Genomic DNA, 14025 nt, shown 5'->3' with positions numbered 1-14025 from the left:
TTTAGTGTCAGCTGTCAGTGTTCGTTTTAACTATTTGGTGTGTAGTATCTAGTGGGGTTAAATGCCATATGTCATCACAATATTGACCAATCGTTCTGTCACTAGAAAATAAGCCACTGGCCGCGGTATTTAAAATACTCATTTGAGTCCAGTAGGTTTGATCAGCGTACGCTTTATCCACTTCACGCTGCGCTGAAATGTAACTGGCAAAGTCATGTGCAGTTAGCCACGCATCGTCTTTGCTTTTAATGCAGTTAATCACATCATCAAATAAGCCTGGTTCAAATAGATTAAAATGACCACTTTCGAGGAGATGCATCACGTTATTTAGATCTGGATTATTCGCAATAATTTCACTGGGATTATAATGCGCTTTAATTTCGTCAATATGCTCGGCTTGTGCGCCAAATAAGAAGAAGTTTTCAGCTCCTACTGCATCGCGGATTTCAATATTCGCGCCATCTAACGTGCCTATTGTGAGCGCACCATTCATCATAAACTTCATGTTGCCGGTACCGGATGCTTCTTTACCTGCTGTAGAAACTTGCTCCGACAAATCTGTTGCAGGACATATAGTTTCCATGGCGGTCACATTGTAATTTGGTAAAAAGGCAACTCTTAAAAACATCGATACTTCAGGGTCTTTGTTGATCACCTCAGCAACATTATTAATCAGTTTAATAATTTTCTTCGCCATCATATAACCAGGTGCGGCTTTACCTCCGAGTAATACACACCGAGGTACCATGCCTTGTGTATCGCCACGACGAATGCGGTCGTATAAATGAATAACATGTAGCACATTGAGTAACTGGCGCTTATATTCATGAATACGCTTTACCTGCACATCAAATAGCATATTTACGTCAAACTCAACGCCACACTTTTGCTTTACTAAATCGACTAAACGCTGCTTGTTTTGCCGTTTTGCCTGCTGCCATGTTACGTGCAATTGAGGATCATCATAAAAACGACGTAATTGGCTAATTTTTGCAAAGTCGCCTACCCAGTCTTTTCCTATTTTCTCGCTAATAATATGGCTCAGACCCGGATTACAATAAGCAAGCCAACGCCTTGGTGTCACCCCATTGGTTTTGTTATTAAACTTTTCAGGCCATAATGAGTAAAAATCTTTAAACAAACCCGCAGTTAATAACTGGGTATGCAGTGCGGCTACGCCATTGACTGAATAACTACCAACAATGGCTAAAAAAGCCATGCGAATTTGCGGCTCTTCGCCCTCTTCAATTAATGATAAGTCTCGTTGCTTTTGCACATCACCCGGCCAATGCCTTGCAACCTCTGCTAAGAAACGGGCATTAATTTCAAAAATAATTTCTAAAATACGTGGTAATAATTTAGCAAATAACCCCACTGACCACTTCTCTAATGCCTCCGGCAATAAAGTGTGATTTGTATAAGCCATGGTTTTGGTTGTGATGTTCCATGCCTGATCCCAGTCGAGTTCATGGTCGTCAACTAAAATTCGCATCAGCTCTGCCACGGCAATACTAGGATGAGTGTCGTTAAGCTGAAAAACATGATGCTGAGCAAAATCAGTAAAATTATCTCCGTATTGCTCAATCCACTGGCTCAGTACATCTTGAATGCTTGCCGATGATAAAAAGTATTGCTGGCGTAAACGCAGTTCTTTACCATTTTCACTGCTGTCGTTAGGGTACAACACCATGGTTATTTGCTCTGCGAGGTTTTTTTGCGCCACCGCTTCTGAATAACTACCGGCATTAAATTCTGCTAAATTAAATTCATCTGTAGCTTCAGACTTCCAAAGCCTAAGGGTATTAACAATATTATTTTTATAGCCCGGAATAGGAACATCATAAGGAACCGCAAGCACATCTTGGGAGCTCATCCACTGGCGATGTTCACGACCAAATTTATCGGTATAACTTTGTACATAACCCGAGAACTTAACTCGTTTAGCTTGCTCTGGTGCGCTCAATTCCCAAGGATGACCTTCGCGTAGCCAGTTATCTGGCTGCTCAATTTGGTTGCCTTCTTTTATTGATTGATTAAACATGCCGTATTCATAGCGAATTCCATAACCCACTACTGGCAGCGCTAAACTCGCGCAACTATCTAAAAAGCATGCCGCTAAACGCCCCAAGCCACCATTACCTAAGCCAGCATCATGCTCTGCTTGTTCTACATTTTCCAGCTCAGTACAGTAAGCTTGCAGTGCAGTACTTACCTGAGATTCTAAATCAAGGTTGAGTACCGCATTACCCAGTGCTCTACCCATTAAAAACTCTAGCGATAAATACGCTGTTTTGCGGCGTTTTTGTTGTTTAATTTGCTGATTAGTTTCTCTGCAACGCGCAACGAGTCTATCTCTTATTGTCAGCGCCAATGCATGATATAAATACAACTGCGACTCTCCCACCACATCACGCCCTAAGGTGTAATAAAAGTGGCGAGTTAAATCATCACTTAAGGTACTTTCATCAATAACCGGGCCTTCTTGCCAGCCTTTTACCACACACACTTGCTCGTCTTGCTTAGTCATAATCTTCGCCTTCTAAATTGGCACTAAAAACCCAACTACTTTGTGCTGAAATATTCACGGTTGCATCTTCTTCAACAACAGTTGATGCGTTATTTACGCTTGATAACACTAACGCCCATGTCGCAGTAATGGGCGATTGTGGTAATTGGCAGACCACGGGCTGTTTACTGGCGTTTAAAATAATTAATAAGGCGTGCTTATTTTGCTTATCAAGTAAGCTATACATTAAAAATTGTCGCGTATCTTCATGCCAATGTGTTTCATCCATTTTTTTACCTTGCTCGGTAAACCACTTAACGGTGAAACGTTCATCAATATCATCTAAAAACACACTGTGTTTAAACGCACTGTGACCGTGCCTAATTTTTAATGCATCATCTATAAACTGAATTAAGCAATGGTTTAGTTGTGAGTCTTTCCATGCCAGCCAGCTTGTGCGGTTATTCTGGCAATAAGCGTTATTATTACCGCCTTGAGAATGGGCCATTTCACTGCCAGCGGCTATCATTGGCACTCCTTTAGAGAGCAGTAAGGTAAGTAAAAAGTTTTTTTGTTGTTGGAGCCGTAAGCTCATTATTTCAGGGTCGCTACTAAACCCCTCAACTCCGCAGTTGAATGAGTAGTTAGCGCTGTGGCCATCTTGATTATTTTCACCATTTGCTTGGTTATGCTTTTGCTCATAACTGACTAAATCGGCAAGGGTAAAACCATCATGGCTGGTAACAAAATTAATACTATTAAGCGGGCCGCGGTTACTGTGTTCAAAAATATCAAAGGAGCCATGTAAACGCTTAGCTACATCACCAATAATGCCTTTTTCACTTTGCCAAAAGCGTTTAATAACATCACGATATTGATCGTTCCACTCACGCCAAGGAGCAGGAAAAGCACCTAACTGATACCCGCCAGGCCCTATATCCCACGGCTCACTAATCAGTTTTACTTTATTTAATATAGGATCTTGTGCAACGGCCTGTAAAAACGTATGAGAGGCACTAAAACCCGTGCTTGAACGCCCTAAAATGGTGGCTAAATCAAATCGAAAGCCATCAACCCCCATAACTTCCACCCAATAACGCAAGCTATCAAGAACCAGTTGCAAAGTTTTTGGATGATCAATATTTAAGGTGTTACCACAGCCAGTATCATTTATATATACATTGGGTTGCCCATTAATAGTGCGATAATAAGTGAGGTTATCGAAGCCACGTAAAGACAATATCGGTCCATCACTGCCGCCCTCAGCAGTATGGTTGTATACCACATCTAAAATAACTTCAATATTGGCGCGATGTAGTTCGCTGACCATCTGTTTAAATTCGTTTATATCGTCATTAACCAAATAGTCTTTGTGGGGAGTAAAAAAATTGATGCTATTGTAGCCCCAGTAATTTTGCAGGCCTTTAGTAATTAAAAACTGTTCACTTATAAACGCATGCACAGGCAAAAGCTCAATAGCGGTCACCCCTAAACTTTTTAAATGCTCAATAAAGCACGGGTGGCTTAGGCCTAAAAACGTGCCTTGCTGTACTTTTGGAATACCTGGATGACGACAGGTAGCACCTTTTACATGACACTCATAAATTACCGTATTAGCCCAGCTATGCTGTGGCTTTTTATTGGTATAAGCAACCGATGTAGTCACTTTAGATTTAGGCATATCTATCGCATTATTAACCTCGCTTTTAGTGCCTATCGGCATTTGTCCGTAATGGCGCTCGCTCCAAGTAAACTCGTTAAACAAGTCTTTTGCATACGGGTCAATCAGCAACTTATGTTCATTAAATAACATGCCCTTTTCATGGTTATACTCACCATCAACCCTAAAGCCATATAATGCGCCAGCGCTAAGTGGCGCAACGTGAATACTCCACACCCCGCCTTCATTAATATTCATAGCTATTTTTAATATTTCTGTATGGCCACTTTTATCAAATAAACAAACAAAAGCTTGGCTTGCATTAGGGGCGTATAAGGCAAAGTTGACGCCGTTGTTTTGTACAGTCGATCCCAATGGAAGAGATGCACCATGGGTAACCTCAAAGCAATTACTCATCATTCACCTTTTGTAAGTAAACAGTGGTTAAGCCACCCATCTGTAATGTGATACTGTGATCAAAGCCATGGCTTGGTTGATTAATTGAATGAATAAGTTGGCTTGGCTCATCAGTGATATTAATGCCAGAGCCAAAAAAACATGACTCATCAGTATTTAATATCACCTTATAACTGCCTTTAGCAGGCACGCCTAAGGTAAAATGTTGATAAGCAGTAGGGGTAAAATTAGCGACAACAACCATAAAATCGTCAGCACTTTTAGCATAACGAATAAAGCTAAATATACTTTGCTGACTGTTATTATTATCTATCCATGAAAAGCCTGTAGCACAGCTATCAAGCTCATAAAGTGCTGGGTAGGCTTGGTACACATGATTAAGGCGTTTAACAGTATCTTGAATACCTTGATGACTTTGATGCTCAAGCAAGTGCCAGTCTATTGAATGGTCATGATCCCACTCTTTTCGCTGTGCTATTTCGGCGCCCATAAACAGAAGTTTTTTTCCTGGATGCGCCCACATGAACGCATAATAAGCCCGTAAATTAGCAAACTGTTGCCAATCGTCACCGGGCATTTTGTTTAGAAGTGAACCTTTACCGTGGACTACTTCATCATGACTCAGTGGTAAAATGTAATTTTCACTAAAAGCATACACCATAGAAAATGTCATTTTATGATGATGATATTTCCTAAATAGTGAGTCTTGCTGCATGTAATGCAGGCTGTCGTTCATCCAGCCCATATTCCATTTGTAACCAAAGCCCAAACCATTATGCTCAACGCTTTGCGTTACTCCGGGCCACGCCGTTGACTCCTCAGCCACCATCATAATACCGGGGTTATTTTTATAACTGCGTATGTTTACTTGTTTAAGGCACTCAATAGCCCCTAAGTTTTCTCTGCCACCGAAGCAATTAGCTACCCATTGCCCTTCTTTTCGGCTGTAATCAAGATACAACATAGATGCCACCGCATCTACTCTCAGTCCATCTATGCCAAATTGACTAAGCCAATACATTGCATTCGATATTAAAAAGCTTTTAACTTCAGGGCGGTCGTAATTATAAATATAGGTATTCCAATCAGGGTGAAACCCTTGACGCATATCAGCATGTTCATATAAATGGGTGCCATCAAAACAATGTAACCCATGAGGGTCGCTTGGAAAGTGCCCCGGCACCCAATCGAGTAAAATACCGATATTGGCTTTATGGCATTGCTCAACTAAGTATTTAAAGCTGTTATAATCACCAAAGCGGCTTGTAGGCGCAAACAAGCCTACCGGTTGATAACCCCAAGAACCATCAAACGGGTATTCACTGATAGGCATAAGTTGTAAATGCGTAAACCCCATTTTAACCACGTAACTTACAAGCTTATCTGCCAGCTCGCTGTAGCTTAAGTAACGATTATGCTCAGCGCGTTGCCAAGAACCTAAGTGCACTTCATAAATACTAATAGCGGCATCAATATGATTACGCTTTTGCCTATTTTTGATCGCTTGTTCACTAAGCTTAATAGGGGTGGGTTTGTATTGTAAAATGCTTGCTGTACCTGGCGCTTGCTGCATTTTAAAAGCAAAGGGATCGGCTTTATCTAAAACTTCACCACTGAGTGTGGTGATAGCAAATTTGTAGCACATATCGGCGCACAGCTCCGGGATAAATAACTCCCATACTCCACTGGCCAGATGAAATCGCATAAAGTGACGATTGGACTGCCAAAAGTTAAATTCACCAACCACTGAAACGCTGGCAGCATTTGGCGCCCACACACAAAAACGAACACCGTCTACGCCTTGTTGAGTAATAAATTGCGCGCCTAAGTGCGCATAAGCATGCTCAAGACTCCCTTCATTGAACAAGTACATTGCTTGCTCATCAAGGGTACTACTAAAACTGTATTCATCGTAAAAGGTAATATTATTGTTTTTATAGCTAACACGGCATTGATACACACTGCTCGGCATGTTTGATAGCTCAGCTATAAATAAATCACTTTGTTTATAGCGCAATGCAGTAATTGTTTGATCACCAATTAACAATTCAACCTGCAGTGCTGCTGGCAAATAGACTCGAACTTCTATGCCGCTTTGTGTACTGTGCGCTCCTAAAAAACTAAACGGGTCTTTAAAGCGTCCTGCTGCGAGCGCAGTAACTTGTGCGTCATAATCAGCCAAAGGCGCTGATTTCATATTTTTTATACTGCCCATTTATCCATTCCTCATTGAATGTATTGCAGTCAAAAGTGATGCATTATCAGTAAAAATATCCTCGCACGTATGTGTTAACACCCGTCTCCAATTGGGATATTCTTTATCTGTACCCGGAATGTTAACTGGGTAGCATTGTTTGTCTAAGTCATCAATTTGTAGGGCAAATAATCGCGATGGCGACTTTGCTAAACACAAAGCCAGCGCGCTATAAATCGCAAAAGCATCGGTGTTTAATGACATGTCAGAATGTGTGTCTTGTGCATTAATAAAATCAACTAACCGTTGTTGCTCTTGTTGACGTTGCTGCACTAGCTGCTGGTGTTTAGCGGCATCAATCAGCTGATACTGTTGTTTGAGGGTTAAATCACTATGCTGCCACCAGCCAACAAATGGCGGTACGTCATGATTGGCAATCATCAGCAGGCATTGTTCGCTAAGATCATCACGATTAACAAATTCATCATTTTGTTGTTTTTCGAAATAAAATAAACTGTTTGAAAAAATTCCACTGCTCACCAGCGCTTCTTTTACTTCAGGTGGCACAACACCTAAATCTTCGCCTATCACGACAGCCTTATTTAGGTGAGATTCTATTTTCAAAATAGCTAACAAGTGCTCGAATGGATAGTAAACATAGCAACCATCTTGGCTGTTATTATTGTTAAAGCACCACCATAAACGTCTAATTGCCATAACATGATCAATGCGTAATCCACCCACAGCATTCATATTGGCGCGTATAAGTGAGCGGTAAAAGTAATAGTTATTGTCAGCAAGGCGCTGAGGATTTATTGCTGGCAAACCCCAATTTTGGCCACTTTCAGCCCAAGGATCTGGTGGAGCTCCCACAGTCGCATCTTGGCTAAACAGTTTCTGCTGATGTTTATATTCGCTGCCCTCTTTGGCACAGCCAACTGCTAAGTCGTTAATCAAACCAATCGCCATTCCTTGGTCGATACAATGTTGTTGGCACAGTATGAGTTGGCTATGTGCTTGCCATTGCAGGTAATAGTCGAATGTCGGTTCTGTGGTTTCTAGCATAGCAAGTACATCACGGTGCTGTTTACAAAAGGCTGTAAACTCGTCTTGCCGTGCTTGACTACCCTGTTGTTGAAAATGCACAAAAAGCAGTTTAAAGGCATTATATTTCTGCTCAGTAACCGTTTTATAATTGATAAAGGTTATATCTTGCTCAATGTGCGACGTTAAACAACAAGAAGATAAGTAATCATCTAAAGCGGGATTGTTAATACTATCGGGCGATAAGTTAATTGCTATATACAATGGATTGAGTAACGCGCGGTTACTGGGGTTATAGGGACTAGCGCACTCTGGGTTATCTGCAAATAATAAGTGCAGAGGATTAAGTAAAATATAATCCATTTTTTGTTTTGCACATAACGTGGTTAATTCAAGTAAATCATTAAAATCACCAATTCCCATTCCGGCTTGGTTTTTTAATGTATATAACTGAATTGATAAGCCAAGGCGTTTACTATCGGCAATTTGATAAACTTGTTTAGGGATAGACCAAATTTGTGTAGTTGCCGATTGCGCTCCCATACTCAGCAAAGCATCATAATAACCCGTAGGTAAATGGGTAAGTGGCAACGCTATTTCAATATAACGGCAGTCATTAAAAAAATACTCGCCTAATGGCGCATAGTCAGCTATTTGCTCAAATTGCAGTTTTATATTTAATGCAGGTATATTAAGCGTAATTTTATGGTGCGCGTCGGCTTCTTTAATACGTACTTTTAGCACATTACTAGGCTGCTTTACTAAGCTAACAGCCGGTGCAAGCGTTAACCAAGTGGCCGCATCTAATTGATAGTTTAACTGAGCTATTTGTGTTGCATCACTGGTGTCAACGCCACAGCACTGCAAGGCTAACTTGCGCGTTTGTTCACTAAAAATAACGTGTTCACCAGTATATTTAGTGTACTCATAGCCTATTCCATGCAAATAAAATGATTGCGATAGTGCGTCCATTCACCAACCTTAATTAATGCGTTGAGTATTTACTATACTATTTTCTGAACCAAAATTATTGGCCTGATAGCCATCAGCCTGGTGGTCGTTGTCCCACTGCTTACCATTAATCAAATAACGAAAGTGAAACTCTTTATCAATAGGCAAACGCTGTTTACATTTAAACACACCCAATTTTTTATTTAATTTCATTGGCACTGGCTGCCAATCATTAAACTCCCCAATTAAACAGACATCTTCAGCATCAGGGTGAGAAAATTCAAACGTAACTTCTGCTTCGTTTTTTGTCTTAAAAAAGCGTTTATTCAACATAATAGGCTCCAACTAAACCATAAGGGTTATTAATCTTTGCCACAGGCCAAACAGCTTAAATAGGCGATGTGGAATCCATTCATTCACATAAAAACAAGCTTAAAGTTAAACAAAACTTTATTTACGCATTATTACAGTGCGTTATTTATTTTACCGCACTAGGTTGGTGCAGTTTTTAACCATTTAAACAGGTTTTTAGGTAAGCTCCTTTACTGAGCAATTTTTAAACCAACTACACTCAATTAAATAACTTTTAAAACAATACACGCATAATCATTTTTATTACCGCATTATGGTTAAAAACCTTTAGCTTAGCGGCATCATCAGCGATAATAATTATCCACCTAGCCAATGCGATGAATATTTAAAGACTATGATTAAAAAAAGCATTTTTATTACCTCTGTTATTGTTTTTCTAACCATCATCGCTGTTGTGGGTAGTTCAATTTATACACTATATAGTAAAAAGCTTGTCTCTGTAGATCCAAAGTTAAAAGAAATTTCAGGTATAGAATTTGATAAATATAAACGTCTATGGGCTATTAATGACAGCGGTGACGAACCTAAGCTTTATAGACTCAATGATGATGGTTCTATCGCTAAAGAAATTTTGGTGAGCAATGCAAAAAATATTGACTGGGAGGACATGACGCAAAATAAATTTGGTCATTTTTTCTTAGGGGACTTTGGCAATAATAAAAATGAACGTAAATGGCTAACCATTTATAAAATAGAAAACCCCATTGATATTAAAACAAATACCACTGAAGCTGAGATAATTAAATTTACCTACCCAGAATTAGACGGCAGCCCAATAAAGCCAGAACAACGTAACTACGACTTAGAGGCTTTTGTGGCTTTTGGCCGGCATTTATATTTATTTACAAAAAACCGAACTGAGCCCTTTGATGGTATTACCAATGTTTACAAAGTAGGCGACCATGCTGCAAATTTTGACGCCCAGCTAATAGACTCATTTAGAACCTGTACCACTATGGAAAAGTTATGCTGGATCACCTCAGCGGCGCTCAGTCCAAATAGAAAAAAACTTGCACTACTAGATTCAACCAGTATTTGGCTGTTTGAAAACTTCAAAGGAGATAAATTTTTCTCTGGCGATGTATCTAAAATTGATCTCGGCATTGTGACCCAAAAAGAAGCGATCACGTTTTATGATAACAATACTATTGCTTTTACCGATGAGGAGTTTAAAGGCATTGGCGGTAATGTTTATTTTTTAAAGCTCGACCAAGTTACTAAAGTTAAAGTCAAACGAAGTTATACTCAAGCTAAGTAAGTTAAAATAAATCTATTTCTGAATCATTTTCTTGTACGTTGATTAGCTGCTCAGCGATTAAATCTTCGTAGATACAAAATTTATCTCGGCCATTATTTTTAGCGTAATATAGTGCTTTATCAGCGTTCTCTATTACAGTGATTGGAAAATCATAAGGGCTAATACGTGCTAAACCAGCACTGACCGTCATATTTCCAATAAAAGGAAACGATGTATTTCTGACGAGCTGTAAAAATTCTGCCATTTTATTACTTATAGAGTCTGCCTCGGTAGGCTCAAAAACAATCACAAATTCTTCTCCACCAAAGCGAAAAATCAAATCGGTTGAACGAAAAAAATGACGCATATTTTGCGCTAATATCAGTAGCACTTCATCACCGCAAATATGACCATACTTGTCGTTTATATTTTTAAAGTGATCAATGTCTAAAATAGCCAACCAAGATGTAGATGCATATTTTTGCAGCCTTTTACCCTCACCCCGGGATAAACTGTGTACTTTCAATACTTGTTTTTCAATCAGTTGCTTTATTTTTTTCTCAAAGGTTTGTCTATTTAATAGACCTGTTAATTTATCTCTTTCATTTTCATGAAGAATGACTAAATAGTTTTCAAAAATACGACAAAAAGCATTCAACATCACTTGAGATGGACTATCTAGGCTGTTTGAAACCACTGAAATTGCGGCAACTGTTTTTTCTTGGCGGGTAATAGGTAACCAACGGCGCTCAATGCCATCTGTTGATTGAACCGTGATAATGCAAGCAGAACGTAAGCAAGATAGAAGTTCATCCTCAGGGTGTGTAACAATTTGTCGTTGTTGCCACTCAAATTGTTTTTCACCAGTAATTTTTAAACAAAGACTTTGCTCAATAGTAAGCTGGCCCTGAACTTCTACATCTTTGTAAACTGAGACTTCTTTACAGCCAATAAACTCTTGGATGGTCGATATCAAACTGTATTCAAGAGAATCTACATCTCTATTTTTAGTTATTTTGATGACTGAATTGAGTAAATTTTCTTGCATTGTACTCCCTAAAGCAAACTGGGCGTTAACAACTAATAAAATTCAGCATAGACCACGCCGTGGAATATGCTAGGTTTTATTAATGCCTGCCAGCTCAGGGAGATTTTTATTACTAATCTTAAATAAAGGAAACCTAACTATTAGTCATACAATTTATAAATTTTTCAGATACCAGCGTTATAGCCACTTTATCAGTGTACATAACCTCACTATTTTTTGTAATAAAGTCAGCACACTGCGCTTGTGATTGTTTGAATTTTTGCTTGCATGAGTTTACTGACTCTCCAATGACTTCTTGATAAATACTTTCATCACATAAGCTATTGGCAAACTGACTCGCACCAGTAATAATCTCATCAATATTGATGGGAGAGGATTCTAGTTTGAAAAATATATCGCTGTAAGTTTCAACCGTTATATTATCGCTTGAGTCAAATAAAGTGGCCTTCGCACTTAAATATGAGCCACCTATTATTAATAAGGCTGCAGCAGCTAGTGTTGTGTATTTCATAACATTTCCTTGTAATGTGTTTGAGCAGTTTTTCCAAAACACCCTGTTTTACATAGTATAACCAACAAAGGTTTATACATGTAATAAGTATATTTATCAGGTTTATTCAATACTTGGGGATTGTGGCAAACGAAGAGGCGAAGAGCCTATTGATTTGGTAAAAACAATCCTTGTTCCTAATAATGAGAAGACTACAATTAAGTAGGCTTAAATGCAAATAATTAATACTCACTGAATGGTGATAAACAATCAAATTAACGCTTAAATTTAGTTTCTAAAATAACCGATGAACGAGTACGCTCTACGCCATCTAAATTACCTATATCGTCCAGTAAATGGCTCAACTGCTCAAGGTTTTGAGCCTCAACAATGGCAATTAAATCAAACTCACCACTAATTGCATACAACTGAGATATAGCATCTATTTGCTTTAACTCAACGTTGGTTTTTGTCGTTAGCTTCTGCATAACCTTTATAGAGACGTGCGCAGAAACCAAGCTATTTAAAAAATCATCTCCAAAGTCAACGCTATACCCTTTAATTACCCCACTTTGCTCCAACTTGAGCATACGGCTTTGCACTGTTGAGCGTGATAAATTTAAATGCCGAGCTAGATCAGAAATACTCGCTCGAGCGTTCATTTTTAATACTGATAGTAACTTTTCATCTTGGGGAGTTATCATAATGCTAATAAGTTTCGTTGATTTGACCATTATTCTAATCATTTTTCACAAAATAGCACTGCAAATTTAATTCATAACCTTTGATAATGACACTTTTAACAAGTAAAACGCATTGTATTGCTGAATAAGCCTGAGCTTAGCGTTATTTTTCAGCAACGTATTTTTTTATGTGATTAATTTAGGTGTAAAAATGCAAGTAACCAGAGATTTATTTAACGACGTAATGGTCCCTAACTACAACCCATCTGCAGTTATTCCGGTTCGTGGTGAAGGCTCACGCGTGTGGGATCAAAATAATAACGAATTTATCGATTTTGCCGGTGGTATTGCGGTTAATTGTTTAGGTCATTGCCATCCTGCATTAGTAGGCGCACTTAAAGAGCAAGGCGAGAAAATTTGGCACTTAGCAAATGTAATGACCAATGAGCCAGCACTTCGCTTAGCTAAAAAAATGGTTGATGCGACCTTTGCAGAAAAAGTTTACTTTGCAAACTCAGGAGCTGAAGCAAACGAAGCGGCTTTAAAATTAGCGCGTCGCTTTGCACTGGATAAATTTGGTGCTGAAAAATCTAAAATTATCGCTTTTAATAAAGGCTTTCATGGCCGTACTTTTTTCACTGTAACAGTGGGTGGCCAAGCCGCTTACTCTGATGGTTTTGGTCCAAAACCTGCTGATATTGTTCATTGTGATTACAATGATATTGCCGCTTTTGAAGCCTTAATTGGTGATGATACTTGTGCGGTAATGATGGAGCCATTACAAGGTGAAGGCGGTATTGTGCCACCAACCAATGAATTTGCACAAAAAGTACGTGAACTGTGTACTAAGCATAACGCACTGCTAATTTTTGATGAAGTGCAAACGGGTGTTGGCCGTACAGGTCACTTATACGCATACGAAGGCCTAGATGTTATTCCTGACATTTTAACCACGGCTAAAGCATTAGGTGGCGGTTTCCCAATTGGCGCGATGATCACCACTACTGACATTGCAGCTCACCTAAAAATAGGCACTCATGGTTCTACCTACGGTGGTAACCCATTAGCGTGTGCTGTAGCAGAAGCGGCTTTTGACACAGTAAATACCCCTGCGATTTTAAATGGCGTAAAAGAACGTGAGCAAATGTTCCGTGATGGTCTAAATACTATTAACGAAAAATACCATGTATTTAGTGAAGTACGCGGTAAAGGCTTACTGATTGGTGCGGTATTAAATGAGAAGTTTGAAGGGCGTGCTCGCGACTTTTTAGTCGCAAGTGCTAACAACGGTTTAATGAATTTAGTCGCCGGAATGAACGTTATCCGCTTTACGCCTTCATTAGTGATCCCATTTGAAGATATTAAAGAAGGCTTAGCTCGCTTTGAAAAAGCAGTGAGCGAAGTTGTAAACGGTTAATCACTA

10 protein-coding genes are annotated in these 14025 nt (G+C 39.2%); 2 read left to right on the top strand and 8 right to left on the bottom strand.

Features of this window, described 5'->3' with window-relative positions; translation table 11 throughout:
• Positions 1 to 7 precede the first annotated feature (7 nt).
• From CWB76_RS12170 to CWB76_RS12150, 5 genes are read right to left on the bottom strand one after another with little or no spacing between them, the layout of a single operon-like run.
• The gene (locus CWB76_RS12170; protein ID WP_138607930.1) at positions 8 to 2527 is read right to left on the bottom strand and encodes a glycogen/starch/alpha-glucan phosphorylase; all 2520 of its coding nucleotides are present in this window, start codon (positions 2525 to 2527) and stop codon (positions 8 to 10) included.
• Positions 2520 to 4583 carry a glycogen debranching protein GlgX gene (glgX, locus tag CWB76_RS12165; protein ID WP_138607928.1) on the bottom strand — a complete coding sequence of 688 codons (2064 nt, stop codon included), beginning with the start codon at positions 4581 to 4583 and terminating at the stop codon, positions 2520 to 2522. Before glgX ends, CWB76_RS12170 begins: the two co-directional genes overlap by 8 nt.
• Entirely contained in the window at positions 4576 to 6798 is a 2223-nt protein-coding gene (gene glgB, locus CWB76_RS12160) for a 1,4-alpha-glucan branching protein GlgB (protein WP_138607926.1), read from the bottom strand. The genes glgX and glgB overlap by 8 nt, the downstream gene beginning before the upstream one ends.
• Positions 6799 to 8793 (bottom strand): 4-alpha-glucanotransferase, encoded by a 1995-nt coding sequence (malQ, locus tag CWB76_RS12155; RefSeq protein WP_138607924.1) that lies wholly within the window; start codon positions 8791 to 8793, stop codon positions 6799 to 6801. It abuts the gene before it with no gap.
• Positions 8794 to 8802: 9 nt separating this feature from the next.
• The gene (locus CWB76_RS12150; RefSeq protein WP_138607922.1) at positions 8803 to 9105 is read right to left on the bottom strand and encodes an isoamylase early set domain-containing protein; all 303 of its coding nucleotides are present in this window, start codon (positions 9103 to 9105) and stop codon (positions 8803 to 8805) included.
• A gap of 373 nt (positions 9106 to 9478) precedes the next feature.
• Between CWB76_RS12150 and CWB76_RS12145 the strand changes: the two genes are divergently transcribed.
• Positions 9479 to 10402 carry a hypothetical protein gene (locus tag CWB76_RS12145; RefSeq protein ID WP_138607920.1) on the top strand — a complete coding sequence of 308 codons (924 nt, stop codon included), beginning with the start codon at positions 9479 to 9481 and terminating at the stop codon, positions 10400 to 10402.
• Position 10403: 1 nt separating this feature from the next.
• Here CWB76_RS12145 and CWB76_RS12140 read toward each other — a convergent pair whose 3' ends face one another.
• From CWB76_RS12140 to CWB76_RS12130, 3 genes are all read right to left on the bottom strand, one after another.
• Positions 10404 to 11429: a GGDEF domain-containing protein gene (locus tag CWB76_RS12140; RefSeq protein ID WP_138607918.1), complete on the bottom strand. Its 1026-nt coding sequence runs from the start codon at positions 11427 to 11429 to the stop codon at positions 10404 to 10406.
• A gap of 133 nt (positions 11430 to 11562) precedes the next feature.
• The gene (locus CWB76_RS12135) at positions 11563 to 11940 is read right to left on the bottom strand and encodes a hypothetical protein (protein WP_138607917.1); all 378 of its coding nucleotides are present in this window, start codon (positions 11938 to 11940) and stop codon (positions 11563 to 11565) included.
• A 254-nt stretch (positions 11941 to 12194) separates the two neighbouring features.
• A complete protein-coding gene (locus CWB76_RS12130) occupies positions 12195 to 12623 on the bottom strand; it encodes an Lrp/AsnC family transcriptional regulator (RefSeq protein WP_138608036.1) in 429 nt (142 codons plus the stop codon).
• 190 nt (positions 12624 to 12813) lie between these two features.
• Here CWB76_RS12130 and CWB76_RS12125 point away from each other — a divergent pair, with 190 nt between their 5' ends.
• Positions 12814 to 14019, top strand: coding sequence for an aspartate aminotransferase family protein (locus CWB76_RS12125; protein WP_138607915.1), 1206 nt, complete (start codon positions 12814 to 12816; stop codon positions 14017 to 14019).
• Positions 14020 to 14025 lie beyond the last annotated feature (6 nt).

The sequence above is a fragment of the Pseudoalteromonas sp. S1609 genome, assembly GCF_005887255.1.
Taxonomy (GTDB): Bacteria; Pseudomonadota; Gammaproteobacteria; order Enterobacterales; family Alteromonadaceae; genus Pseudoalteromonas.
Note: the sequence above shows the minus strand (reverse complement) of the source record. Positions and strands in the feature narration are given on the sequence as shown.